The sequence below is a fragment of the Symbiobacterium thermophilum IAM 14863 genome (genome assembly GCF_000009905.1).
In the GTDB taxonomy this organism is placed as follows: Bacteria; Bacillota; Sulfobacillia; order Symbiobacteriales; family Symbiobacteriaceae; genus Symbiobacterium; species Symbiobacterium thermophilum.
Genome location: NC_006177.1, coordinates 1,678,297 through 1,703,163, shown reverse-complemented (window position 1 = coordinate 1,703,163; position 24,867 = coordinate 1,678,297). Strand labels below are relative to the sequence as shown.

Here is a 24,867-nt window from a genome sequence, read left to right as displayed (position 1 = left end):
CCGGTTCCCTGGTCCGGGTAGGGTCACGCCCCACTCGCCGGCCCCCGGCCAGGCCCGGGGCACGATCCGCGTGCAGCCCCTGCGGGGCCGGGGTCCACGGCCGGTCAGGACCCGAACATCACCGGAGAACCAGCGCAGCGATGGTCAGCACCGAGAAAGCCACGCTGAGGTATCCGTTGACGTTGAAGAAGGCGGTGTCCACCCGGCTCATGTCCGCCGGCGAGATGATGCTGTGCTCGTAGTGCAGCAACCCGGCAACCAGGACCCAGGCCGCCAGATACAGCCACGAGGCGGTCGGCCACGCCGTCACCGGCCAGGGTGAGGCCGGGAGCAGCCCGGCCGCGATGCCCAGCGCGCCCGCGAGCAGCACCACGCCCAGGTGCAGTGCCCTTGCGATCCGCAGCGCCGCAGCGAGGCCGAATCGGGCCGGGATGGAGTGCACCCCGTTGATGCGGTCCGCCTCGAGGTCCTGGGTGCCGTAGATGATGTCAAACCCGGCGTTCCACAGCGTGATGAGCCCGACAAGAATCAGGATCTCGGTCCCGACGGAGCCGCGCACGGCCACGAAAGCGCCAAAGGCGCCCCACGACACGCTGAGGCCCAGCCATACATGACACAGCCAGGTGAACCGTTTGGTGAACGGGTAGATGGTGAACGTGAGTACGGCCAACGGGAAGAGTTTGACCGCCAGGGGGTGCAGGTTGACCGCGGCCAGGAGCAGCAGCACCAGCGCTACGCCGACGTAGGCCCACACCTCGCCTCTGCGGATCTTCCCGGCCGGCAGATGGCGCGTGGCGGTGCGGGGCGTCCTGCGGTCGATCTCTTCGTCGAACAGGCGGTTCATCCCCATGGCGGCGGTCCGGGCCCCAACCATGGCCACCGTGATCCAGAACAGCTCCCGCCATGTGGGCCACCCTTCAGCCGCCAGGAACGCCCCCAGGTACGCGAAGGGCAAGTTCAGGACGGTGTGCTCGCACTTGACCAACTCGGCGAACGTCTTGACCCGCTTCAGAACGGTGATCACGGCATCAGCCGCCCCTTCCCCGAACAGGCAGCCTGGCTCCCTCGGATCAAGCAATCGGCTGCCATCCCGTTAGAAGCCATATTCCTTCCAGCGGGCGGTGACCCGCTCCTTCACCTCGGGCGACATCTCGATCTCCTCCGGCCACGGGCGGGGGTGGCCCTCCTCCGGCCACTTGCGCGTGGCATCAATGCCCATCTTCGACCCGTAGCGCCACACGGGCGCGGCGTGGTCGAGGTCGTCCACGGGGCCCTCTGCAAAGAAGATGTCCCGCTTGGGATCGATGTTCCCCGACACGTACCAGAAGACCTCGCTGTAGTTGTTGAGGTCGATGTGCTCATCCACGACGATGATGCACTTGGACAGCATCATGAGCCCCAGGCCCCAGAGACCGTGCACCACTTTGCGGGCATGGCCCGGATACCGCTTCTTGATCTTGACCAGAACGCAGTTGTGGAACCCGCCCTCCACCGGCATGTTGTAGTCGATGATCTCGGGCATGAAGAGCTGCAAGAGGGGCAGGAAAATGCGTTCCGTCGCCTTGCCCAGGTACGCGTCCTCCTGGGGCGGCTTGCCCACCACCGTCGCCGGGTAGATCGCATCCCTGCGATGGGTGATGGCCGTGACATGGAAGACGGGGTACGGGTCCACGGGGCTGTAGAACCCGGTGTGGTCGCCGAAGGGGCCCTCCGGCCGGAGGGGCTCGGCGGTGTCCACGTAGCCCTCCAGGATGAAGTCGGCGTGCGCCGGGACCTCGAGGTCGATGGTCTTGCACTTCACCAACTCCACGGGCTCGCCCCGCAGGAAACCCGCGAACATCAGCTCGGGAATCACCGGGGGCAGCGGTGCACTGCCGCTGTAGATGGTCGCCGGGTCGCCACCCAGGGCGACCGCCACCGGCATGCGGGTGCCCTGATAGGCGTCGAAGTGGCGCTGCCCGTCCTTGTGCTTGTGCCAGTGCATCCCGGTCGTGCGCCGGTCGTAGACCTGCATCCGGTACATGCCGATGTTGCGGCCGCCGGTCACCGGGTCGCGGGTGATGACGTTGGTCAGGGTGATGAACGGGCCGCCGTCCTTCGGCCACGTGGTGAGGATCGGAAGCTTGTACAGATCGACGTCGTCGCCGGTGAGGACCACCTCCTGGCACGGCGCCCGGTTGACGAGCCGGGGGGCCGTGGACCGGGCCACGTCCAGCAACTTCATGCCCTGCCCCAGCTTGTCCAGCAGGCCTCCTCCGGAGGTCGGCAGTTTGAGCAGGTCCCGGATGCGCTGGCCGATTTCGTCCAGGTGGTTCACGCCCAGGGCCAGGCAGATGCGCTCCATGGAACCCAGGGTGTTGGTCAGCACCGGAAAGCGGGAGCCCTCCACGTTCTCGAACAACAACGCCGGACCCCCGCCCGGCATCTTCGAGACCCGGTCGGTGATCTCGGCGATTTCCAGGTACGGGCTCACCGGCGCCTTGATGCGCTTCAGCCATCCCCTCTGTTCACAGGCGGCGATGAACTCGTGAAGGTCGCGAAATGCCACGCGGCTTCAACCCCTCATCTGAACCTTGGCGCAAATCGCCATCCAGTTTAGTCGCTGTGGCGGGCTCCGTCAACGCGGCTGGTGCAGGCTGTCCGTTCCCGGACACAGGTTGGCAGCCGCGGACGGAGACAGTTCAGCCCTGAACTGCTCACGGATGGAGACCTCCGACCGGGCGTGCGCAGCGCGGCCCGCACCCTGTAGCTCCGGTGCGCCGGAGCCTCCGGCGAGTCGCAGACAGTGAACGCAAACCGGACATGCGCAGTCCCGGAGACCGGTGTCGGATCATCTGCGCCTGAAATGCGCACAACTTGACACCGCCGGGGCGCCGCCCCGGTCGCGGGGCGGACGGCGGAATGCTTGTCCCGCCGAACTCTCGGCCAGTCTCAAATCCTGAGCAGCAGGTCCAGTCCCGTACCCATCCTCAGAGCCGGCGAACCCCTGTGCCCGGATGCCGGCACCACCTCCTCCGCAGGCTCGGTTCTGCGGCCATCCCGTCGCAGGCCCGGACATGCCCCGCCCGGAACAGCCGACGGACCCGGCACAGAGGAGTCGCACCGGGATCGTATGCGGAGCCGTCAAAGAGGCCGAAGCGTCACCCTTGCGCGGCTTCCCCTAATCGCCGTCAGCAGAAAGGAGGCAGAGTCGTGCGGAAACGGACCCGAGGCAAGTGGCTCCTCCTCAGCTTGACTGCCGTCACTGCGGTCGTGTTCTTGGCCCATTGCTCCCCATCGCGGGAGGCTGAAGTGGCCGCGCGGTGGACGACGGACGACGTGCAGCGGATCACCATCGACGTCCCCCGCCCGTGCAGGCCGCTCAGCGTGGACGAGTTCGTGTGCGACGAGGTGATCCTGAGGCGGCCCTGACGGGGACCGCGGCCCCCCCTCGGACAGCCCCCTCAGGTCACGTAATGGCAGGAGTCAATCTGCTATTTTCTTCCGGGCAAGGAGGATATTGCTGTTCGGTCGGCGAATGGATGTTCTGAGGTGAGCGAGCGTGTTTTCCCCCGGCATCAGCGTGCCGGATGCGCTGATTCGCACCCGGCATCTGTCCGAAGGGGCGAAGATGTTCTGGTGCTACCTGCGCACGGTCAGGAAGGAGCCGGTATCGTTCAAGCAGCTGCGCGCCAGGACCGGTCTCGCCCAGAACTCCATTCTGAAGTACCTACGGGAGTTAAGTCGGACCGGTTGGCTGGAATATCGGCGCGGCCGATACTCCCTTACCTGCCACGCGATCTGGAAGGACGGGCGGCCGGCATTTCGGCTGCCGGTGGACCTGATCTGTGACCGCGGGCTGCCGGCCGCTGCCAAACTGGTCTGGGGTGCGATCACCCAGCTGAAGGACGGCTTCTCGTATGCCGAGCTGGTTCGCTGCACCCGCTACTCCCGGAACACGGTGGCAAAATACGTCAGGCTGCTGCTTCAGAAGGGCTGGCTCCGGGGCAAGGCCCACCGAGAGGCCCGCAGGAAGCGCTTCCTCGTGCAGCCGGCCAACCCGCACCATGAGCGCCGACAGGCGGACCTGAACCTGTTCCAGAGGGCGAAGAAGCTGGCCGAGAAGCGCATCGGCGACTCCATCGGCCAGCTGTACGCGACATACATGGTCTCCCTGATCGTCAGGGAGGACATCATCATCTGCAACGCCCAACCGTGGGGCCTGGTCAACCCCAGGACCGGCGCCCGCCTGCAGTACGACATCCTCCTGCCCAGGAGCCGCGTGGCCATCGAGTTCCAGGGCCCGCAACACGACGGGCCCACGGCCCTGTACCCGGATGAGGCGCAGTTCCGGGCCCAGCAGGAAAGGGATCATCTGAAACGGCAGCGGAGCGCCGAACTGGGCATCCGCCTGATCGAGGTAAGGGCGCAGGACCTCACCTTCCCGCGGCTGGCCCAACTGCTGCAGGAAGCCGGTGTGCCCGTAACCTCCCAACCGTGTGCGGCCCCGCACCTCTACGAGCTACTCGAGAAGGAGACCGCCGCGTACCGCAAGGCGGTCTCCGAAGTCACGAGAGCCGGATAGAGAGGAGTCAACGCTGCCTGTCCGGCCGGGCCGATCCGGCCCACCCCATCCGTCCACGGCGGGCGTGCGCCAGCCGGGGCAGAACCGGCTACTCCTCGCCTGCCGAGGCCACCTCCTCGCGCGCCGCGGCGTTGCCGAACAGCTCCTGCCACTGGGGCATGGTCAGGTACACCTCCCGGGGCTTGGAGCCCTGGTGGGGGCCGATGAAGCCCCGCTCCTCCATCATGTCGATCAGGCGCGCCGCCTTGGTGTAGTTGCAGCGCAGCCGGCGCTGCAGCAGCGAGACCGATGCCTGGCCGTGCTCGACGACGACGCGGCAGGCCTCCGGGAACGCCTCGTCCAGGGCCGAGGTCGACTCCCGCTCGCCCGAGCCGTGGCCGCGGCGGGACGCGGCCTCCACCTCCACTTCCTTCGCGGTGTACGTGGGCTGCCCCTGCGCCTTGACGAACTTGACGATCTGGTCGATCTCCCGCTCGTGGATGAAGGCCCCCTGCACCCGCATGGCCTTCGAGTGCCCGGCGGGGTGGTAGAGCATGTCGCCCTTGCCCAGAAGCCGCTCGGCGCCGGCGTAATCCAGGATCACGCGGGAGTCCACCTGGGACGAGACGGCGAAGGCGATGCGCGACGGGATGTTGGCTTTGATCAGCCCGGTGATCACGTCGACCCGGGGCGACTGGGTGGCTATGACCAGGTGCATGCCGCATGCCCGGGCCATCTGGGCCAGGCGGCAGATGGCGTCCTCCACGTCCACCGGCGCCACCATCATGAGGTCCGCGAGCTCGTCCACGAAGATCACCACATAGGGCAGCGGCTGCCGCGGGTGCTCTGGGTCCGGTCCGGGATCGTCCCGCACCAGCTGGTTGTACTGGGTGATGTTCCGCACGCCCAGGGCGGCGAAGAGCTCGTACCGGCTCTCCATCTCCTTCACGGCGCCCTTCAGGTAGCCCGCGGCCTGCTTTGCGTCCGTGATCACCGGCGCCATGAGGTGGGGAATGCCGTTGTAGATCGACAGCTCGACCATCTTGGGGTCGATCATCATCATCTTGACCTCGTCCGGCCGGGCCTTGAACAGCAGCGAACAGATGATGGTGTTCATGCAGACCGACTTGCCGGATCCGGTCGAACCCGCGATCAACAGGTGGGGCATCTTCGCCAGGTCCCCGACCACCGGGTTGCCCGCCTGATCCTTGCCGAAGGCCACGGACAGCCTGGACGCCGCGTTGAGCCAGGCCGGCGTCTCCATCACCTCGCGCAGGTGAACCGGGAGCCGCACCTTGTTGGGCACCTCGATGCCCACCGCGGATTTGCCCGGGATGGGCGCTTCGATGCGCACCTCCTCCGCGGCCAGGGCCAGGGCGATGTCGTCGGACAGCGAGGTGAACTTGTTCACCCGCACGCCCGGGCCGGGCTGCAGCTCGTACCGGGTCACCGAAGGGCCCGGGCTGATCTCCACCACGCGCGCCTCCACGCCGAAGCTGGCCAGGGTGCGCTCCAACAGCTGTGCCTGCGCCAGGTGGTCCTCATGGCTCTGCTGACCCTTGTGCTGCGGCTTGGAAAGCAGGGAAATGGGCGGTAGCTGATAGGGCCTGCCCAGCTTCTCGGGATCGATGGCCAGCTGCCCCTTGTCGCCCTGTACCAGGGTTGCGGCCGCCGCCACGCCTGACGAGGCAGCCCCGCCGGCCGCAGCTGCCGTACCTGCGGCCGTCTGCCCGGCCGGGGGGCGGTTCCCGGGCGAGCCCGCGCTCGCAGCGCCGCCGTCCGCCCCCGGGGCGCCAGGCAACGCCCCGTCGGCGCCAGGCCACGTTCCGTTGGCGCCAAGCCACGTTCCGTTGGCGCCAGGGTCAGCTCCACCTGCGTCGGCGACCGTTTCGCCGGCGCCAGGGACAACTCCGTCACCGCCGCTCCAGCTGCCGGAGGGGGACTCGCGGCCCGACGCGGCGAACTGCCCGGGACCGTGACCTGCGGAGGCCAGCCCCGCAGCGGAGACCCCCGGTGCCCCGCCCGGGGGGCCGCCGACGGCGCCGTCGGCGAGGTCCTCCGCGAGCACACCGGCTGTCTCGGCGCCGGTCGCCCCGCCGGGCTGCCGGATGATCGGGATCGGACCCTCTTCCCCCGCGTCCGGCCCCTGCTGCCGCCGGAGGTCGCCGATGGTATTCAGTTCCTCCGTCGCCGCCTGGCGCCGGCGGCGGGGGTGCTCGTCGGCCAGCGCCTCCGCCTCGCCCGGCTGCGGCTTCACGAGCTCCACCAGGTCGTCGGCCATCTCCCTGGCGCCCCGGGCGCCGGCGATGAACCGGGCCTTCAGCCACTCGAGCACGGCTCCCAGCGACAGCCCGGTGTTCAGCACCAGGCCAATCAGCGCGGCGGTCGCGACAAAGACCCACCGCCCCGCCTCGCCGAACGCGCGCGTGAGCGGGACGGCCAGGCCAAGGCCGATCAGCCCGCCTCCCAGACCCCTCCGCGCGTTCTCCAGGTCACCCCCTCCGGGAACGTGCCCCTGCGTCACCAGCTGCACGACCAGCTCGAAGGCGAGCAGGAGCAGCAAGAGGCCCCAGCCCTGCCGCCCCAACTGAAACGGGCGCCGGTGGTAGCGCAGGTAGATCAGGTACAGCCCGAGCCAGACCAGCAGGGCTGACAGCACCCAGGCGCCAACCTCCCCGGCCAGGGCCCTGAGGCCGAGGCTCAGCAGGTCGCCCAGAGCGCCCCCGCCCTTGCCGGCCAGCGACAGCAGGAACCACGCCCCAACGGCGGCGATCAGGAGGCCGCGCACCTCCTGGTGAAGTCCCGTCCCGCCAGGACCCTCCTTTCCTGCCTTCCCGGCAGACCGTCGCTGCGCCACACTCGACCCCTCCGAATCGCCAAAGGTTGGATAACATGGTTTCATTATACCACACGCGAAAGGGCCGGTGCGCAGCGCTGCGACCGGCCCTCATGTACATTATCTTATCCGCTGGCACTCTCTGCCGCCTGCTGGCACTCCGCGCAGACGCCGTAGAACTTCGCCACGTGTTCGGTGATCTGGAACCCCGTCTTCCGGTGGATGGCCTCCTCCAGGGCGATCAGCAGGTCGTCCTCGAACTCGGTGATCTTGCCGCACTTCTGGCAGACGAGGTGGTGATGGTGCGGGCTGTCGTCGTCGCGGATCTCGTACCTGGCCCGGCCGTCGCCGAAGTCCACCTTCTTGAGGACCTCGATTTCCTCCAGCAGCTCCAGGGTGCGGTACACGGTGGCGATCCCGTTGCTCGGGTGCGTCTCCCGCAGCATGGCGAAGACATCGTCGGCGGAGAGGTGGCGCCCTCTGTTCATCAAGAAGATGGCGATAATCGCCCAGCGCTGGGGCGTCAGTTTGTGGCCGCGCTCCAGCAGTCTGGTATAAACGTCCTTCAACATCAGGGCCATTCTGCTCACCTCTTTCTCCAGCCCTTCCCCTGCACACTTCGGGCGAGAAGCGCTGGATTCCTTCTCCCGACCAATCCATTTCTCATGGTAAACGAGAATCATTCTAAATACAAGGGGCACCCGCGCGAAAGAGCAGGCCGGTCTACCCGGTTCCGCCGTCTAGCCCCGCTCCAGCATCACCGTCGCGCCAGGCTGGAAGCGTGCATCCAGGTAGTCCTGGGCCTGCCCCGAGATCAACCGCACCACGGTACCCCGCCCGTCCGCCCCGGCCGCGACCAGAACCAGCCGGCCGTCCACCCGCACCTCCCGGAGCGGCGGAACGCCGGCCTCCGCGCCGGCCAGGATCACCTCGACCGGGACGACCGACCAGAGGACGACCGGACCGCATTCGGTCACTGGATCACCCCCGGCCTCGTCCGCTTCCGCTCCGCAATCAGCTGGTTCAGCTTGGCCACGGCGTCGGAGAGGCCGCCCACCTCATCGATCAGCCCCTCCCGCACCGCGTCGGGCCCGACCACGACCGTGCCCACGTCCCGGGCCAGCTCCCCCGTGCGGAACATCAGCTCCCGGAACCGCTCCTCGCTGATCCGGGAGTTGCTCACCACGAAGCGGACGACCCGGTCCTGCATCTTGTCCAGGTACTCGTAGGTCTGCGGCACCCCGATCACAAGACCGGTCAGCCGGATCGGGTGGATCGTCATCGTGGCGGTGGCGGCGATGAAGGAGTACGTGGTGCTGACCGCGATCGGCACGCCGATGGAGTGACCGCCGCCCAGGACCAGCGAGACCGAGGGCTTGGACAGGCTGGCGACCATCTCCGCAATGGCCAGCCCCGCTTCCACGTCGCCGCCCACCGTGTTGAGCACCAGGAGCAGCCCCTCAATCTCCGGGCTCTGCTCGACCGCCACCAGCTGCGGGATGATGTGCTCGTACTTGGTCGTCTTGTTCTGGGGTGGCAGGGCCAGGTGCCCCTCGACCTGGCCGATGATGGTCAGCAGGTGGATGTTGGGCGAGACCTGGGGCACGCTGGTCGTGCCGATGGCCTCCAGGTTCTCCAGGGGCGCGTTCTTGGGGGAACGGGCCACCACCGGGGAAGGCGCCGGGGTCTGCGCAGGGATCGCAGGGTCCGGCCCCGGCGACACGCCGGGGATGGGTTGGGGCGGGGCGTCTTGCATGTTGAACACCAGCGGTCACACTCCTCAGGGGTAGTATCCGCCCGCGCCCGGGCAAACATCCGCCGCGGCACGTGCCGCCTCTGCACTCTCGCGCCGCCTTACCAGGGCATGCCCGTGGCCCGCGCGACGTCGTTCAGGTCCCGGATGACGTCGCTCAGTTCCACGTCCTTCTGTCGGGCCAGGTCCCGCAGCCGGAACCCGGATGCCGTGCTGATCCCCTCCCTGCCGAAATGCTTGGCCAGGACGGAGCGGGCCTCCGGCATCTGCGCCATGATCTCCGACGGGGTCCACTCGCGGAAGTTCGGCATGCGGTTCACACCCCCTGGACGACGAGTTGGGGCGAGGTCGCCCTCGCCCCAATAGAATGCCCGGTTTTCGTCAACTACAGCCCCACCGCTAGATCTCGATGATGATGGGAAGGATCATCGGCCGGCGGTGCGTCTTGTCGTAGAGGTACTTGGAGAGCACGTCGCGGATGGAGCTCTTCAGAACCGCCCATTCCGGCAGGCCGCGCTGCATCTGGTCGGCCAGGGCGCGCTTGACCCGCTCCTTGGCCTCGTCCAGCAGCCCCTCGGACTCCCGGACGTAGACGAAGCCCCGGCTGACCATGTCCGGCCCGCCGACGATCGTCCCTTCCTCCCGGTCCACCGCCACGACGACAATCAGGATGCCTTCCTGGGCCAGCTGCTTGCGGTCGCGCAGCACAATGTTGCCCACATCGCCGACGCCGAGGCCGTCCACCAGCACCTGCCCCGAGGTCACCTTGCCGGTGATCTGCGCCGAGTTGCGGGTGAACTCGAAGATCGTCCCGTTCTCGCCGATCAGGATGTTCTCGCTGGGGATGCCGCACGCCTCCGCGAGCTGCTTGTGCTTCAGCAGCATCCGGTACTCGCCGTGGATCGGCACGAAGAACTTGGGCCGGGTCAGGTTGATCATGAGCTTCTGCTCTTCCTGGCTCGCGTGCCCGGACACGTGCACGCCGGCGCTGCGGTCGTAGATGACCTCCGCACCCCGCCGGTAGAGGTTGTTCACCGTACGGGCGACGGACTTCTCGTTGCCGGGGATGGCCGTGGCCGCGAACAGCACCGTGTCGCCGGGGTAAAGCTCGATCGCCTTGTGGTCGTTGACCGCCATGCGGCTCAGCGCGGCCATCGGCTCGCCCTGGGAACCGGTGGTCAGGATGACCTGCTGGTTCAGCGGCACGCGCCGCAGCTCGTCCACGGTGACCATCGTGCCTTCAGGCACGTTGAGGTACCCCAGCTCCAACGCGATCCGCACCGTGTTCTCCATGGAACGGCCGACCACCGCGACCTTCTTGCCCATCTCGGCCGCCAGCTCGATCGCCTGCTGAATCCGGTGCACGTTCGAGGCGAACGTCGCCATGAGGATCCGCCCCTTCGCCTCCCGGAACACCCGCTCCATGTTCGGGCGGACGGACCGTTCGGAGGGCGTGTAGCCCGGCCTCTCGGCGTTGGTGGAGTCGGACAGCAGGGCGAGGATGCCCCTCTTGCCCAGCTCGGTGAGCCGCCGGTAGTCGGCGAACTCGCCGTCGATGGGGGTCTGGTCGAACTTGAAGTCGCCGGTGTGCAGGATCGTCCCGACGGGTGTGGTGACGGCGATCGCACAAGCGTCGGGAATGGAGTGGTTGACCCGGATGAACTCGCAGGTGAAGGGACCCAGCTTCACCTGGTCCCCGGCCCGGACCGCCTTCGACTCGGCGGGCAGCTTCATCCCCATCTCCGCCAGCTTGCCCTCGATGAGGCCGAGCGTCAGGCGGGTCGCGTAGACCGGGATGTTGATGTTGCGGAGCAGATAGGCAACGGCGCCGATATGGTCTTCGTGACCATGCGTGATCAGGATTCCGCGGACCTTTTCCCGGTTCTCCAGGAGGTAGGTGAAATCCGGGATCACGATATCGATGCCGAGCATCTCCTCCTCCGGGAACGCGAGACCGGCATCGATGACGATGATGTCGTCGCCGTACTGGACGACCATGCAGTTCTTGCCGATCTCACCAAGTCCTCCCAGAGGAATTACATACAGCTTCTCCGTCTTTCCGCGGTGGCGCGCCAAACGATCTGGTTCCCCCTTTGTCAGACCCTCTGGGGTCGTTTGTAGAATGATTGCACAGCAAAACAAGCCCCCGCCATCATGGCCACAACGGCCGCACCGCGGCGCGCCGCGCCGAGACTGATCCGGGGGGCAGGAGGAAGAGCAACCGCTGGGGTTGAGGCGACCGTGGCCGCAACGCACCACCGCCGTCCCGGTGCGAGGGGCACTCCTGGCCGGCCGCCGTTCTCTTCTCCCGGTTCGCCGTTCAACAGACCTTCCTTCGGATTATACCCAAAAGCCTATGCGGTTACAAGCGAAGGTGCCATAAATCGCAGACAAGCCGACCGCCGCGCGACAGCGGCAGTCGGCCCGAACAGACGATGGGCTCATCGCCGGGACCATGCTTGTTTCACAGCACGGTGTCTTTCAGGACGGACACGGCTGCAGGAACTCCAGCCGGTTGCCGAACGGGTCACGCGTGTGAAACCGCCGGCAGCCGGGGAGCGGCACGTCGTCGGTCACCGGGATGCCCCGGTTGACAAGGCGCTGCCGCAACCCGTCGAGATCCTGCACGAGGAAGGCCGGGTGCGCCTTGCGCGCCGGGCGGAAGTCCTCCTCCACCCCTACGTGGACCTCCTGCCCGCCGCAGCGGAACCAGACGCCGCCCCGCTCCCGGAGGCCGGCGGGCTTCGGAATCTCCGGCAGTCCGAGCAGGCCGCCGTAAAAGGCCCTGGCCTCCTCCTCGCACCCCGGCGGTGCGGCGATCAGCACATGGTGCAGCCCGACGAGCATGCGCGTCACCTCACTCCCCCGCCCTGGCGGCGGTCCGGGAGCGCCCCCTGCGGCGACCGGGACCGCCGCCCGAGTCACCGTCACCGTAACACGGGCCGGCTCCTCTGCCTACTGCCGGATGCGCATATGCCCATGCAGGGTCGGAAACGGCGCCGGATCTTCGCGCTGCATCAGGTGCACACACAGGGCTGGCTTTGGATCATCCTGTTCTCGCTGGGCGTCACGGCTACAATAGAACTGGTCCCGGGACAGGACGGGCTGCAGCGCCTGCCGGATGCGCAGGTAGTCGCAGGCGCTGACGATGTGCAGGGTGGACCGCATCAGCATCGGCTTGACCAGCCTGCGTGCAGAGAGGGCCTGATCCAGGTCCTCCCGCCGGAAAGCCGAGCATCCTTCGGCGACCCCCCTGCGGCGGCCGCCCCGGCGGGGAGCAGCCAGACGATGCCACGTGAAAGCCGGCCGTGTGCCCGACGGGCTCCTCAGCCCACGGTGCCGCGGCCACGATGGCAGTAACGCCGGGGTGGCCCCTATGCCGGCCCCGCCCGTGAACCGCGGGGACGGACGGCCCGTCTTTATGGCGAAGGGAGGCTCCGCCATGCGGAAGATCGGACTGGGACTGTTGATCCTGCTGGCCTGCGCCCCGGCGCTCTACTGGGCGCCGTGGCTCAGCGCGGACGCGGCGCAGCAGCGGGCGGAGGCCTCCTTCACGTCAGGCTGGACCGGCGTGGTAGACGGCTGCGGGATCAACTGCCAGGGCTGCGGCTCGGTGGGGGCTGAGCGCGTCCCGTTCGGCTGGCGGGTGGAGCTTGAGTACGCCTGCGGACTTCTCCCGGCGGACCTGCCGGAACACCACCGGCGCACCGTGCTCTTCGTCTCTGCCTTCGGCACGGTGCACAGGGTCAACCAGCAGTAAAGGAGGCGCTGGCCGTGGCGCAGATTCGCGACTACCGACCCGAGGACGCCCCCACCCTGCAGGACCTCCTTCGGCAGATCTGGGGCCAGGACACGTGGACCGTGCAGTATTACCGCTTCGGCGCCAGCGCCCCGACGGCACAAGGCGGCTTCCTGCGCACGCTGGTGGCCGACGAAGGCGGAACGCTTGTCGGATTCGGCTCCGCCTGGACCAACCCGTTTCATCCACACGCCCTGTACGTGGGGATCAACGTGCACCCGCGGTTCGGGCGCCGGGGGCTGGGCACGCGGCTCTTGATGGCGCTGGCGCAGCGTAGCCCCGGCCGTCTCCCCCTGCAGGGCTCCACCTGGGAGCACAGCGAATCCGGCATGCGCTTCGCCAGGCGCCACGGCTTCACGGAGGTGCGGCGCACCTGGGAGCCCGAGCTGCCGCTGGGGGACCCGCAGGAGGACCTCCACGCGGACTGCGAGAGCCGCTGCGCCGCGCTGGGTTACGCGATCGTCCCGCTGGCTGACCTGCAGGCTGCGTCCGACGGGCTCCGGCAACTGGCACCCCTGCTGGCGGAGGTCTACACGGCGACCCACGGCCCGAACCCGCCCCGGACCATGGACGCGGACGGGTGGACGGACCTCCTCCGCCGGGACCCGCCGGACCCGGAGGCCAGCTTCATCGCCCTCCGGCACGGACGGCCGGTCGCTATGAGCGCCGCGCACCCAGACCCCGACGCCGGGCTCATCCTCTCCTGGCGGGGCGTCGCGGCAGGCCACCGGGCGCACGAGCGCGACCTGATCCTGGCGCTCACCCGCAGGCAGGTCCTGGCTGCGCACCGACGGGGACTCCCGGCGCTGAAGGGCGAGTTCGACAGCACCGACCCCTGGGCAATGATCCAGATGGAGGCGTTCCCGTTCCGGCCCGCGCCGTGCTGGGTGACCTTCCGGCGCGCACCCTGATCCCGTCCCGTGCGCTCGCCTGTCTCTCCCTGAAGCACGTGCGTGCGGGGGCCGTCCCTCGTGCCGATCGCACTGCCGGGGACAGCTCTGAGAATCGAGTAGGAGGGGGCGGCTAGCCCCCGTCCTCTCACACCACCGGACATGCGGGTCCGCATCCGGCGGTTCGCCAGGATTGACGAGTCGCTTCATAACATTCGGTCAGGCTTATCAGCCCCTGGGCACGCCAGTAGGCGTTGCCCAGGGCGCTGTTTAGTGGGCCACCTGCCATCCGCCACGGGCCTTTGCGGCTGTTGGCGAGTTGGTGGACTACCCATTCGGGCAAACCGAGGGCGCGCAACTCCCGAAAGCGCGTGCGTACACGCTTCCACTGCTTCCATACGCATGCTCGCAGCCGACGCTTCAGCCATCCTTCGAGTCTTTCAAAGGCTGACCTGGCATCGGAGAGCGCATAGTACCCACCCCAGCCCCGCAAGTAAGCATTCAGGCGCCGGATTCGGTCCTCCATGCTCTGGCTGCGGTTGCGGTCCGTCAGCGTGCGGAGCTTGTCCTTCACGCGCTTCAGGCTCTTCGGGGCCAGCCGGATGCGCACTCCCCGGTGCTTGTAGAAACTAAACCCGAGGAACTGCCGCTTCCACGGCCGGTCCACTGCGCTCTTCTCCTCGTTGACCTTCAGCCGTAACCGCTCCTGCAGGAAGTGGCGCACGCTCCTGTAGACCCGTTCTCCCGCCCGCTTGCTGCGGACGTAGATGTTGCAGTCATCGGCGTACCGGACGAAGTGGTGCCCGCGGCGCTCCAACTCCTTGTCGAGGTCATCCAGCAGGATGTTCGCCAGCAGCGGGCTCAGCGGACCGCCCTGCGGCGTCCCTTCCTCCGTCGCCACGACTACCCCGTTCAGCATGACCCCAGCCTGTAAGTACCGCCGGATCAGCCGCAGCACACGCTTATCCGTTACCCGCCGTGCCACGCGGGCCATCAGCACGTCGTGGTTGACCCGGTCGAAGAACTTCTCCAGGTCCATGTCCACGACCCAGTCGTACCCTTCCTCCACGTACTGACGTGCCTTCCTGACCGCGTCATGACCCCGCCGCCCCGGCCGGAAGCCGTAGCTGGATTCGGAGAATGTCGGGTCAAAGATTGGTGTCAGTACTTGCAGGAGTGCCTGCTGGATCAGGCGGTCCATCACGGTGGGAATACCCAACATCCGCTTGCCGCCGCCCGGTTTCGGGATTTCGACCCGGCGGACTGGCTGCGGTCTGTAGGTCCCCCGGAGCAGTTCCTCACGGATGCGCTCCCACGCCGCGCGGATCTGGTCCCGCAGCCGTTCGGTGGGGACACCGTCCTCGCCTGGGGCGCCTCCGTTCCGCTCCACCCGTTTCAGGGCGGCCAGCATGTTCTCCCTGGCCACCACCTGCTCCATCAGGTTGCCTTGCTCCCCGCGGGGTGACGCTCCGCCTTGTGCCGGCTGCCCACTCCGCCCTCCCGCCGTCCCTTGCGGCTTCACCGCTACCTCCGGCGAGCAGGCCCCGTGCGGGGTTTTCTGCGTTTGTCGCGGGCTGCTCGAACGCAACGGGTTCACCCCTCTCCTGACGTTCGGCCCTTCCCGGTCGGGGCGTCCCCCTGCCGGTACTATGGCCTTTGCTGACTTCTGCCGGTTCAGCCGGGCCTCTCGGCCCGGGTTACCAGCGTTGCTGGCGTTTTCCGGCAGACCTCCCCGGGTAAGGACGCTGACCTTCGCCCCGCACCCGCCCCATCTACTGCACCGCCCTTTGGCAGCCTCGGGTTTTGCTGTGGTTCGCCAGCTCACCCAGGCGGCACAGCCTCGTATGAGGTTCGTGTTCCTCGGGTCGTGGCTTTGCCTCCGGCTTCCTCCAGATTCCGCCTCGCGACGGACACCCTTGCCTTTGGCTAGCGGGCTCGTGCTGCCTCGCCCGCAGCGGACTCTCACCGCCAAGTCAGCGCCCATGCCGGGCGCAATCGAGTAGGAGGGGGCGGCTAGCCCCCGTCCTCTCACACCACCGGACATGCGGGTCCGCATCCGGCGGTTCGCCAGGATTGACGAGTCGCTTCATAGCATTCGGTCAGGCTTATCAGCCCCTGGGCACGCCAGTAGGCGTCGCCCAGGGCGCTGTTTAGTGGGCCACCTGCCATCCGCCACGGGCCTTTGCGGCTGTTGGCGAGTTGGTGGACTACCCATTCGGGCAAACCGAGGGCGCGCAACTCCCGAAAGCGCGTGCGTACACGCTTCCACTGCTTCCATACGCATGCTCGCAGCCGACGCTTCAGCCATCCTTCGAGTCTTTCAAAGGCTGACCTGGCATCGGAGAGCGCATAGTACCCAACCCAGCCCCGCAAGTAAGCATTCAGGCGCCGGATTCGGTCCTCCATGCTCTGGCTGCGGTTGCGGTCCGTCAGCGTGCGGAGCTTGTCCTTCACGCGCTTCAGGCTCTTCGGGGCCAGCCGGATGCGCACTCCCCGGTGCTTGTAGAAACTAAACCCGAGGAACTGCCGCTTCCACGGCCGGTCCACTGCGCTCTTCTCCTCGTTGACCTTCAGCCGTAACCGCTCCTGCAGGAAGTGGCGCACGCTCCTGTAGACCCGTTCTCCCGCCCGCTTGCTGCGGACGTAGATGTTGCAGTCATCGGCGTACCGGACGAAGTGGTGCCCGCGGCGCTCCAGCTCCTTGTCGAGGTCATCCAGCAGGATGTTCGCCAGCAGCGGGCTCAGCGGACCGCCCTGCGGCGTCCCTTCCTCCGTCGCCACGACTACCCCGTTCAGCATGACCCCAGCCTGTAAGTACCGCCGGATCAGCCGCAGCACACGCTTATCCGTTACCCGCCGCGCCACGCGGGCCATCAGCACGTCGTGGTTGACCCGGTCGAAGAACTTCTCCAGGTCCATGTCCACGACCCAGTCGTACCCTTCCTCCACGTACTGACGTGCCTTCCTGACCGCATCATGACCCCGCCGCCCCGGCCGAAAGCCGTAGCTGGATTCGGAGAATGTCGGGTCAAAGATCGGCGTCAGTACTTGCAGGAGTGCCTGTTGGATCAGGCGGTCCATCACGGTGGGAATCCCCAGCATCCGCTTGCCGCCGCCCGGTTTCGGGATTTCGACCCGGCGGACTGGCTGCGGTCTGTAGGTCCCCTGGAGCAGTCCCTCACGGATGCGGCTCCACTCCACGCGAATCTGGTCCCGCAGCCGTTCGGTGGGGACACCGTCCACGCCGGGAGCGCCTCCGTTCCGCTCCACCCGTTTCAGGGCGGCCAGCATGTTCTCCCTGGCCACCACCTGCTCCATCAGGTTGCTGTGCTCCCCGCGGGGTAACGTTCCGTCTTGTGCCGGCTGCCCACTCCGCCCTCTCGCCGTCCCTTGCGGCTTCACCGCTACCTCCGGCGAGCAGGTCCCGTTCGGGGTCTTCTGCGTTTGTCGCGGGCTGCTCGAACGCAACGGGTTCACCCCTTTCCTGACGTTCGGCCCTTCCCGGTTGGGGCGTCCCCCTGCCGGTACTATGGCCTTTGCTGACTTCTGCCGGTTCAGCTGCGTCTCCCGACGCAGGTTACCAGCGTTGCTGGCGTTCCCGGCAGATCTCCCCGGGTAAGAACGCTGACCTTCACCCCGCACCCGCCCCATCTACCGCACCGCCCTTTGGCAGCTTCGGGTTTTGCTGTGTTCGGCCAGCTCACCCGAGCGGCACAGCCTCCTATGGGGTTCGTGTTCCTCGGGTCGTGGCTTTGCCTCGGGCTTCCTTCAGATTCCGCCTCACGACGGACACCCTTGCCTTTGGCTAACGGGCTGGTGCTGCCTCGCCCGTAGCGGACTTTCACCGCCAAGTCAGCGCCCATGCCGGGCACACCGAATTCGAGGCCGTGGCCTGCCGGCCACGGCCTCTTCCGTATTCAGAGCACCCCCGCCTCCGCCAGCACCTCCCGCAGGGCCTCCTCCTGCTCCTCCGTCGCGTCCACCAGCGGCAGCCGGACGGGCCCCACCGGGAAGCCGGTGAGCCGCAGGGCCGCCTTCACCAGGATCGGGTTCGTGACGGCGAACAGCCCGCGGAAGACCGGCAGGAGCCGCCGGTGCCAGGCGGCGGCCCGGGCGGTGTCGCCGGCGAGGAAGGCGTCGATCAGCTCCCGCATCTGCGGGCCGACCACGTGGGACGCGACGCTGATGATGCCGTAGGCGCCGACGGTCAGGTACGGGAGCAGGTTGGCGTCGTCCCCCGACCAGACCCGGAAGCCTTCGGGCGCCCCGGACAGAATGTCGGCGAGCTGCCCCACGTCGGCACACTCCTTGATGCCGACGATGTTGGGCACGTCCCGGGCGAGGCGCAGCGTGGTGGCCGGCAGCATGTTCACCGACGTGCGCGACGGCACGTTGTAGAGGATGCACGGAAGGTCCACCGCCTCGGCCACGGCCCGGAAGTGGCGGTAGAGCCCCTCCTGCGGGGGCTTGTTGTAGTAGGGCGTGACCAGCAGGAGGCCGTGGACGCCGGTGCGCGCCGCCTCCCGCGAGAAGCGGATCGACTCCGCGGTGTTGTTCGAGCCGGTTCCGGCGATGACCGACACCTGGCCGCCCACCGCGTCGACCACGGTCTCGAACAGCCGCAGCTTCTCCTCGTGCGACAGCGTGGGCGATTCGCCGGTGGTGCCGGAGACCACCAGGCCCTCGGACCCCGCCGCCACCAGGTGTTTCGCGAGCTCCCCCGCCCGCTGGTAGTCCACCGCACCGTCGGGGGTCATCGGAGTCACCATGGCGGTCAGGAGCCGTCCAAATGTCGGCACGAAAATCCCTCCTCATCAGATTCGGGCGTTCACAGCGCATCTCATCAGATCCGGCCCAGCTCGAAGGCGTCGTGGAGGGCCTGTACCGCCCGCTGCACGTCGGCGGCGGGGATCAGGCAGGAGATGGTCACGTGGGAGTCGGCCGTCTGCCAGATCGGCACCTCCGCCGCGTACAGCGCCTCGGCCACCGTGGCCATGACGCCGGGGCGGCCGCGCATGCCGGAGCCCACCACGGTGACCTTGGCGCAGCCGTGCCGCACCTGCAGGTCCACGAGGCCCAGCTCGGTCAGGATCATCTCCGCCTGGGCCGCCCGCGACTCGGGAATTGAGAACGCGCTGGACTCCATGGAAACTGAGATCAGGTCCACCGAGATGCCGGCGTTGGCCAGCCGCCGGAACAGCCGCGGGGTGGCCCAGTCGCGCCCGGTCTTTACCACCACCTGGGCGAGCCCGACCACGTGGGTCACGGCGGTGACGACCCGGTCGGAGAACGGCTCGCTCCAGATGACGCCGGCCTCGGCGCTGTAGGTGATGAGCGTTCCGGGGTTGTCGCTGAAGGTCGACCGCACCCGGATCGGCACCCGGTGCTGCATCGCGATCTCCACCGCCCGCGGGTGGACCACCTTGGCGCCGTAGTGGGCCATCTGGGCGATTTCATCATAGGTGGTGACCGACAGCGTCCGGGCCTCGGCGACGAGGCGCGGGTCCGCGGTCTTGACGCCGTCGACGTCGGTGTAGATCTCCACCACCTCGGCCCGCAGGGCCCCGCCCAGCGCGGCGGCCGTCGTGTCGGAGCCGCCGCGGCCCAGCGTGGTGACCTCCCCGGCGGCGTTCACCCCCTGGAAGCCGGCCACCACCACCACCAGCCCCTCCTTCAGCCGGCTGAGCACCGGGGCCGGATCGACCTTCACGATCTGCGCGTTACCGTAGTTCTCATCCGTCTGGATGCCCGCCTGGCCGCCCGTAAGGGCCACGGCGGGGATGCCGGCGGCGGTGAGCGTCGCCGCCATGAGTACGCTGGAGATGATCTCGCCGCAGGAGAGCAGCAGGTCCATCTCCCGGGGAGCCAGGTCCGGCCCAGCCGACTGCGCCAGCTGGATCAGCGTGTCGGTGGCGTAAGGGTCGCCCTGGCGCCCCATGGCCGAGACGACGACCACCGTCGCGTAGCCGTCGTCCAGGGCCTGCCGCACGCGGCGGACTACTGCCTCGCGGCCCTCCGGCGTGGCCACGGAGGTGCCGCCGAACTTCTGGACGATGATCCGCATGCCGAGCCGCCGTCACTCCTTTCCGGTATCCGACGAACCCGGCACGGGCGCAGCCTAGATCAGCTGCATCTCCAGGAGCTTCTCTGCGATCTGTACCGCGTTGGTGGCCGCGCCCTTGCGCAGGTTGTCGCTGACGATCCAGAGCCAGAGCCCCTTCTCGTTGGTCAGGTCCTCGCGAATGCGGCCCACCAGCGTGTCGTCGGTGCCGGCTGCGTCGATGGCCGTCGGGAAGACGAACTGCAGCGGATCGTCGACCACCCGCACGCCGGGGAAACGGCTGAGGGCCTCGCGCGCCTCAGCGGGGGTCACCTTCCGCTCAAACTCCACCAGCACCGACTCCGAATGCCCGACGAAGACCGGCACACGCGTACAGGTCATGGTGACCGGCAGGTCCGGGAGGCCCATGATCTTCCGCGTCTCCGCCGAAAGCTTCATCTCCTCGGTCGTGTAGAGGTTCTCCGTGAAGGTCTCGGCGTAGGGCAGTACGTTGAACGCGATCTGCCGCTTGTAGACGGTATGCGGCAGCTCCCCCCGGTGCCCCTCCGTCCAGGCCCGCACCTGCTGCTCCAGTTCCTCGATGGCCTCCTTGCCGGTACCCGACACGGCCTGCATGGTGGTGACGATCACCCGCGTGATGCGCGCCAGGTCGTGGAGCGGCTTCAGCGCCATCACCAGGCCGATCGTGGTGCAGTTGGGACTGGCGATGATGCCCTTGTGCCTGCGCAGGTCCTCGGGGTTCACCTCCGGCACCACCAGGGGCACCTCGGGGTCCATGCGCCAGGTGGACGACTTGTCGATGACGACCGCGCCCGCCCGGGCGGCCGCCGGCGCGAGCTCCCGGGACAGCAAGCCGGTCGCAGCGAAGAAGACCAGGTCCATACCCGCAAAGGCCTCCGGGGTCGCCTCCTGAACCATGAGGCGCTCCCCCCGGAACGAGACGGTGGACCCGGCGCTGCGGCTGCTCGCCAGGGGCAGGAGCCGGCCTACAGGGAAGTTGCGGGCCTCCAGCAGGGAGAGGAGTTCCTGGCCGACGGCTCCCGTTGCGCCGACCACAGCGACGTTCTTCATGCTCATCCTCCATACCTCCGCTTCCCGTGCCCTCCGCGCCGGGGGCCCGCCCGGTTTGCGGCTACGCCTGCTTTGGCCCCAGGAGCAGCGGCTGCACCTGCCGCCCCTCCATCGCGGCGAGGATGGTGGGTACCAGGTAGTGTTCGATGTCGGCGTCGATCGACGTCGGCTTTCCGAAGGGGTCGTCCTGGCGGAAGGGCACGAAGTAAATGTTCCTGGCCACCAGCAGGGCGCCAAGGTTGCGGGCGTTCATGCCGAGGCCGTCGTTGGTGGTGACGGCCAGGACGACGGGCCGGTGATTGCGCATCTGGGCCTTGGCAGCCATGCACACCGGCGTGTCGTTGATGGCGTTGGCCAGCTTGGCCATGGTGTTACCCGTGCAGGGCATGACCACGAGGCAGTCGAGCTTCACCTGCGGCCCGAAGGGCTCCACCTCCGGGATCGTCATCAGGGGCAGGCGGCCCGTGATCTGCTCGATCTGCGTAATCCAGTCATCAGGTTTCCCGAACCGGGTCTCGGTGGTGCGCACATTGGTGGAGATGATCGGGATGATCTCCGCGCCCTCGTCCCGCAGCCGGCGGAGCTGGGCCATCGCCCGCCCCAGGTTGCAGTGCGAGGCGGACATGGCCACGCCGATGCGCTTCCCGGCAAGCTGTTGCACGCTCATCGCTCCCCCTCCATGGCGTCGGTGCGACGGAGGTGGCGCACGACGAGCTCGGCGATGATCCGCCCTGCCGTCACCGGGGCGACGATCCCGGGCAGCCCCGGCGCCAGCCTGGCAGTGAGCCCCAGCTCCCGGGCGGCCTCGAAGTCGGTGCCGCCGGGGGCGGAGGCGACGTCGATGATCACCGCGTGGCGGGGCGCCCGGCTGAGGATGTCCCGGGTCAGCACGAGGGCCGGCACCGTGTTGAAGATGATGTCGGCTTCGGCGACGGCGTCCGCCAGCTTCGGCCACTCCACCGGGCGGTGGCCGGCGGCCCAGATCCGGGCCTGGTCCAGTTCGCTGCGGGCGGCCACGGAGACGTCGCTCATCAGGCCCCTCAGCAGCATGGCGATCGCCCGGCCGGTCCGGCCGAAGCCCAGCACCAGGGAGCGGCTGCCGAAGATGGTGAAGGGCGTGGACTCCATCGCCATCTGGATGGCGCCCTCCGCCGAGGGGATCGAGTTCCACGTCGCGAAGTGGTCCGCCTCCCGGTACTCGATCAGCGGCAGCCCGGCCTCCTCGCAGAGCCGGTTCAGGTGCGGGTTGCTCAGGCCGACGAAGACCGGAGCGCCCCGGGCGACCCGGCGAAGGCCGTCCAGGTCGATGACGCAGGGCGGGACATCGCCCTCGGTGTACACCGTCCCGTCCGGGCTGACCCCCTGCACCGGCAGAATGACCACCTGCGCGCCGGTGAGAGCGTCGGCACCGGAGGTGCACACTTCCACGCCGGCGAACCGGTCCTCCCACTCCAGGCCCGCGATCCGGACACGGGCACCGGCCCGGAGCAGGAAGTGCACCGCCTCCGCCATGCGCCGGTCCCCGCCGATGACCGCGATGATCTTGCCGTATACGCTCATCCAGCCAGTCCTCCAATCCTACCGAACCTCATCCCATTCTATGGATGGGGTTCAGGCAGGGTGCGGAGGGGCAGGCGAAGCGGGAATCCCCGCCGTCCGGGCCGGAGAAGCGTCGCCGGTGGGACCGGCGGCGCGGCAGGCTTCAGGTGCGGGGGAAGGCGACCTCCTCCAGGTCGAAGGCGACCCGTTTCTCCCGCAGCACCCAGCGACAGGTCATGAGCACCCCGGGCACGTAGGCCTCCCGGGACGGAGCGTCGTGCCGGATGGTCAGCGTCTGTCCGAGGCCGCCGAAGATGACCTCCTGGTGGGCCACGAGGCCGGGCAGCCTGACGCTGTGGACTGGCACCTCCGCGGCGGCGAGATCGCCCCGCCCGCGCTCCAGGCGGGCCTTGGTGCGGAGGGCGGTGCCCGACGGGGCGTCCAGCTTCGTCTTGTGGTGCATCTCGATGATCTCCACGTCCGGGAAGAACCGGTGCGCCTCCTCGGCGAAGCGCATGAGGAGCATGATGCCCACGGCGTAGTTGGCGATGAAAGCCCCGCCCAGCCCGCGTTTTCGGCACATCGCCGCCCACGTCTCCGTCTCCCCGGGCTGGAACCCCGTCGTCCCCACCACAGGGGCGATGGACGCCTCGATGGCCGCCGGGATGGTGCGGCGGCCCGCCTCGGCGACGGAGAAGTCGACCAGCACGTCGGCCTCCCCGCCGGCCGCCAGGAACTCCTCCAGCGAGCCGTGGACCGTCGGCCCCGGCCGGCCGCCCAGCGGCACCAGTTCGGCCAGGTTTCGTCCCCCGCCCTGGCGGGCGATCGCGCCGGTCAGGGCAAACCCCGGCTCCTGCACCAGGGCCCGGGCCAGCACCTGGCCGACCTTGCCCGTCGCTCCCGCGAGCACCACGCGAATCGGTTGCAACGCACTCACCTCTGCATCGGAATGGCTGGCCGGTAATACAAAACGGCTTGCGAACAAACCCACCGGGGCTTGATCGCGAGCCGCTCCACTGGCTACGGTATGATGACCGGCCCGTGCAGTGGTTTTACAATAACCGCTGCCGGCGAACCCTGTCAATAAGTCTCCCGCAATGCCACATGGACGGTGATCGACCCCAGCTTCGTCTCGAGGGGGATCACCAGCCGTTTGATGGACAGCGTGGAGATGGCCGTGCCCTTGCCCATGACCACCGAAGGCGGGGCAATCTTGCACGGGTACCCCGCGGCCTCGAGCTCGCCGGAGGCGAGGCCGGTAATGACATTGCCGAGCTCCGCCACCGCGGACTCACACATGTCGTCGAACACGGTGACTTCCTCTCCCGTCATGGCGGAGACGAGCTTGCGCCCGGTCTCCTCGCTCATGCCATACAGCACCAGGCCCTGGACGCGGCCGACGACGCCAATCAGGACCGTTACCTCATCCGACTCGAGGGGAGACTCCTCAAGGCGCACCTCGCCCTGCACGACCTCCGTGCCGGTTTCCGTCTGCAGAACCTGACCGGCCGATACCAGGAAGGGGTTGACAAATTCTGCCTTCACGTATGCGTTCCTTCCCTTCTACACTGATCGCCGCGATTGGTCTCGTCGCTTACTTCTCAGCCCGGTAGAAGAACGGCGAAGCGCTGGCGAAGCCCAGCTCCCGGGCTTTGAGCAGACTCTCCGTTCCGCCGACGAACAGAATGCCTCCTGGTTTCAGTGCGGCGTGGAACTTGCGGTACAGCTCGTCCTTGGCTTCTTCGGTGAAATAGATCACCACGTTCCGGCAGAGGATGAGATCGATATCCCTCGGGAACGGGTCGGAGAGCAGGTTGTGCTGCTCGAAACGCACCCGCGCCTTCAGCCGATCGATGACTCTGAAGCCTTCCTCCACGGTCGTGAAGTACTTCGCCCTGCGCTCGGGGGACACGTTCCGGATGTCCTTCTCCTGATAGACGCCGGCCCGTGCGACCTTGAGGATCTCGGCATCCAGGTCGGTTGCCCAGATCTGGTGCCGCCCATACGGGTCGATCTCATCGAGCAGCATGGCCACCGAGTACGGCTCCGCGCCGTTCGAGCACCCGGCGCTCCAGATGCGCAGTACAGGATTCCTTTTCAACAACTCCGGGAGGATGACCTGCTGCAGTTCCTCAAACTTGTCCGGGTTCCGGAGCCACTCGGACACGTTGATCGTCAGGAAGTCCTGGAACTCCTTGACACGCGCCGGCGTCGTCTGCAGCAGCCGGGCGTACTCGGCCAAGTCTTGGACGCCGGCACGGCGCATGATGGTCTGGAGCCGCCGCTCCATCTGCGTACCCTTATAACAGTCCAGGTCGATCCCGGTCAGCTTCAACACGGTACGCTGAAAGACCGGGTAGCCCGGCAGATTCACG

The 24,867-nt window shown here is 67.9% G+C and carries 23 protein-coding genes; 3 read left to right on the top strand and 20 right to left on the bottom strand.

The window, feature by feature from the left end; all coding sequences use genetic code 11:
• Positions 1–118: 118 nt before the first annotated feature.
• Both STH_RS07890 and STH_RS07885 read right to left on the bottom strand, forming a co-directional pair.
• Complete coding sequence (locus tag STH_RS07890) at positions 119–1,024, bottom strand: 4-hydroxybenzoate octaprenyltransferase (RefSeq protein ID WP_043713785.1); 906 nt, start codon at positions 1,022–1,024, stop codon at positions 119–121.
• Between the two features lie 69 nt (positions 1,025–1,093).
• Positions 1,094–2,548 (bottom strand): menaquinone biosynthesis decarboxylase, encoded by a 1,455-nt coding sequence (locus STH_RS07885; protein ID WP_011195693.1) that lies wholly within the window; start codon positions 2,546–2,548, stop codon positions 1,094–1,096.
• Positions 2,549–3,541: 993 nt separating this feature from the next.
• On the opposite strand from STH_RS07885, the gene STH_RS07875 reads away from it, so the two are divergent.
• The gene (locus STH_RS07875; RefSeq protein ID WP_011195691.1) at positions 3,542–4,564 is read left to right on the top strand and encodes a hypothetical protein; all 1,023 of its coding nucleotides are present in this window, start codon (positions 3,542–3,544) and stop codon (positions 4,562–4,564) included.
• A gap of 88 nt (positions 4,565–4,652) precedes the next feature.
• On the opposite strand, the gene STH_RS17125 is transcribed toward STH_RS07875, so the two are convergent.
• The 8 genes from STH_RS17125 to STH_RS19685 all read right to left on the bottom strand — a co-directional run bounded on the left by STH_RS17125 (position 4,653) and on the right by STH_RS19685 (position 12,576).
• A complete protein-coding gene (locus tag STH_RS17125) occupies positions 4,653–7,400 on the bottom strand; it encodes a DNA translocase FtsK (RefSeq protein WP_070105447.1) in 2,748 nt (915 codons plus the stop codon).
• Between the two features lie 104 nt (positions 7,401–7,504).
• Entirely contained in the window at positions 7,505–7,960 is a 456-nt protein-coding gene (locus STH_RS07865; protein WP_011195689.1) for a Fur family transcriptional regulator, read from the bottom strand.
• A gap of 159 nt (positions 7,961–8,119) precedes the next feature.
• The gene (locus tag STH_RS07860; protein ID WP_011195688.1) at positions 8,120–8,356 is read right to left on the bottom strand and encodes a YlzJ-like family protein; all 237 of its coding nucleotides are present in this window, start codon (positions 8,354–8,356) and stop codon (positions 8,120–8,122) included.
• Complete coding sequence (locus STH_RS07855) at positions 8,353–9,135, bottom strand: ClpP family protease (RefSeq protein WP_011195687.1); 783 nt, start codon at positions 9,133–9,135, stop codon at positions 8,353–8,355. Before STH_RS07855 ends, STH_RS07860 begins: the two co-directional genes overlap by 4 nt.
• A gap of 98 nt (positions 9,136–9,233) precedes the next feature.
• A complete protein-coding gene (locus STH_RS07850) occupies positions 9,234–9,443 on the bottom strand; it encodes a hypothetical protein (RefSeq protein ID WP_043713783.1) in 210 nt (69 codons plus the stop codon).
• Between the two features lie 88 nt (positions 9,444–9,531).
• Entirely contained in the window at positions 9,532–11,208 is a 1,677-nt protein-coding gene (locus STH_RS07845) for a ribonuclease J (RefSeq protein ID WP_011195685.1), read from the bottom strand.
• A 405-nt stretch (positions 11,209–11,613) separates the two neighbouring features.
• Positions 11,614–11,979, bottom strand: coding sequence for a VOC family protein (locus STH_RS07840; RefSeq protein WP_011195684.1), 366 nt, complete (start codon positions 11,977–11,979; stop codon positions 11,614–11,616).
• Between the two features lie 108 nt (positions 11,980–12,087).
• Positions 12,088–12,576 (bottom strand): DNA glycosylase AlkZ-like family protein, encoded by a 489-nt coding sequence (locus STH_RS19685; protein ID WP_083766015.1) that lies wholly within the window; start codon positions 12,574–12,576, stop codon positions 12,088–12,090.
• Here STH_RS19685 and STH_RS07830 point away from each other — a divergent pair.
• Both STH_RS07830 and STH_RS07825 read left to right on the top strand, forming a co-directional pair.
• A complete protein-coding gene (locus STH_RS07830; RefSeq protein ID WP_043713779.1) occupies positions 12,575–12,892 on the top strand; it encodes a hypothetical protein in 318 nt (105 codons plus the stop codon). The genes STH_RS19685 and STH_RS07830 overlap by 2 nt on opposite strands.
• A 14-nt stretch (positions 12,893–12,906) precedes the next feature.
• Positions 12,907–13,842: a GNAT family N-acetyltransferase gene (locus STH_RS07825; RefSeq protein WP_011195681.1), complete on the top strand. Its 936-nt coding sequence runs from the start codon at positions 12,907–12,909 to the stop codon at positions 13,840–13,842.
• Positions 13,843–13,969: 127 nt separating this feature from the next.
• Here the strand turns inward: STH_RS07825 and ltrA (STH_RS07820) are convergent, their stop codons facing one another.
• The 10 genes from ltrA (STH_RS07820) to STH_RS07775 all read right to left on the bottom strand — a co-directional run bounded on the left by ltrA (STH_RS07820) (position 13,970) and on the right by STH_RS07775 (position 24,866).
• Positions 13,970–15,259: a group II intron reverse transcriptase/maturase gene (gene ltrA / locus STH_RS07820; protein ID WP_011195680.1), complete on the bottom strand. Its 1,290-nt coding sequence runs from the start codon at positions 15,257–15,259 to the stop codon at positions 13,970–13,972.
• A 590-nt stretch (positions 15,260–15,849) separates the two neighbouring features.
• Positions 15,850–17,139 (bottom strand): group II intron reverse transcriptase/maturase, encoded by a 1,290-nt coding sequence (gene ltrA / locus STH_RS07815; RefSeq protein WP_011194155.1) that lies wholly within the window; start codon positions 17,137–17,139, stop codon positions 15,850–15,852.
• A 599-nt stretch (positions 17,140–17,738) separates the two neighbouring features.
• The gene (dapA, locus tag STH_RS07810; protein WP_011195679.1) at positions 17,739–18,620 is read right to left on the bottom strand and encodes a 4-hydroxy-tetrahydrodipicolinate synthase; all 882 of its coding nucleotides are present in this window, start codon (positions 18,618–18,620) and stop codon (positions 17,739–17,741) included.
• 44 nt (positions 18,621–18,664) lie between these two features.
• A complete protein-coding gene (gene dapG, locus STH_RS07805) occupies positions 18,665–19,885 on the bottom strand; it encodes an aspartate kinase (protein WP_011195678.1) in 1,221 nt (406 codons plus the stop codon).
• Between the two features lie 54 nt (positions 19,886–19,939).
• Positions 19,940–20,953, bottom strand: coding sequence for an aspartate-semialdehyde dehydrogenase (locus STH_RS07800; protein WP_011195677.1), 1,014 nt, complete (start codon positions 20,951–20,953; stop codon positions 19,940–19,942).
• A 61-nt stretch (positions 20,954–21,014) separates the two neighbouring features.
• On the bottom strand, positions 21,015–21,620 hold the full coding sequence (gene dpaB / locus STH_RS07795) for a dipicolinate synthase subunit B (RefSeq protein ID WP_043713775.1): 606 nt from the start codon (positions 21,618–21,620) through the stop codon (positions 21,015–21,017).
• Positions 21,617–22,513, bottom strand: a complete 897-nt coding sequence (dpaA, locus tag STH_RS07790) for a dipicolinic acid synthetase subunit A (protein ID WP_011195675.1) — start codon at positions 22,511–22,513, stop codon at positions 21,617–21,619. Before dpaA ends, dpaB begins: the two co-directional genes overlap by 4 nt.
• 142 nt (positions 22,514–22,655) lie before the next feature.
• Entirely contained in the window at positions 22,656–23,420 is a 765-nt protein-coding gene (gene dapB / locus STH_RS07785) for a 4-hydroxy-tetrahydrodipicolinate reductase (RefSeq protein WP_011195674.1), read from the bottom strand.
• Between the two features lie 152 nt (positions 23,421–23,572).
• Entirely contained in the window at positions 23,573–24,037 is a 465-nt protein-coding gene (locus tag STH_RS07780; protein ID WP_011195673.1) for a chemotaxis protein CheX, read from the bottom strand.
• Between the two features lie 49 nt (positions 24,038–24,086).
• A complete protein-coding gene (locus STH_RS07775) occupies positions 24,087–24,866 on the bottom strand; it encodes a CheR family methyltransferase (RefSeq protein WP_011195672.1) in 780 nt (259 codons plus the stop codon).
• Position 24,867: the final 1 nt, after the last annotated feature.

Bases quoted from the DNA above. Each gene is read 5' to 3' on its own strand.
- STH_RS07840 (WP_011195684.1), bottom strand. From the start codon at position 11,979: ATGCTCGTCGGGCTGCACCATGTGCTGATCGCCGCACCGCCGGGGTGC.
- STH_RS07830 (WP_043713779.1), top strand. From the start codon at position 12,575: ATGCGGAAGATCGGACTGGGACTGTTGATCCTGCTGGCCTGCGCCCCG.
- STH_RS19685 (WP_083766015.1), bottom strand. From the start codon at position 12,576: ATGGCGGAGCCTCCCTTCGCCATAAAGACGGGCCGTCCGTCCCCGCGG.
- STH_RS07850 (WP_043713783.1), bottom strand. From the start codon at position 9,443: ATGCCGAACTTCCGCGAGTGGACCCCGTCGGAGATCATGGCGCAGATG.
- ltrA (WP_011194155.1), bottom strand. From the start codon at position 17,139: ATGGAGCAGGTGGTGGCCAGGGAGAACATGCTGGCCGCCCTGAAACGG.
- ltrA (WP_011195680.1), bottom strand. From the start codon at position 15,259: ATGGAGCAGGTGGTGGCCAGGGAGAACATGCTGGCCGCCCTGAAACGG.
- dpaA (WP_011195675.1), bottom strand. From the start codon at position 22,513: ATGAGCGTATACGGCAAGATCATCGCGGTCATCGGCGGGGACCGGCGC.
- STH_RS07865 (WP_011195689.1), bottom strand. From the start codon at position 7,960: ATGGCCCTGATGTTGAAGGACGTTTATACCAGACTGCTGGAGCGCGGC.
- STH_RS07800 (WP_011195677.1), bottom strand. From the start codon at position 20,953: ATGAAGAACGTCGCTGTGGTCGGCGCAACGGGAGCCGTCGGCCAGGAA.
- dpaB (WP_043713775.1), bottom strand. From the start codon at position 21,620: ATGAGCGTGCAACAGCTTGCCGGGAAGCGCATCGGCGTGGCCATGTCC.
- dapG (WP_011195678.1), bottom strand. From the start codon at position 19,885: ATGCGGATCATCGTCCAGAAGTTCGGCGGCACCTCCGTGGCCACGCCG.
- STH_RS07855 (WP_011195687.1), bottom strand. From the start codon at position 9,135: ATGCAAGACGCCCCGCCCCAACCCATCCCCGGCGTGTCGCCGGGGCCG.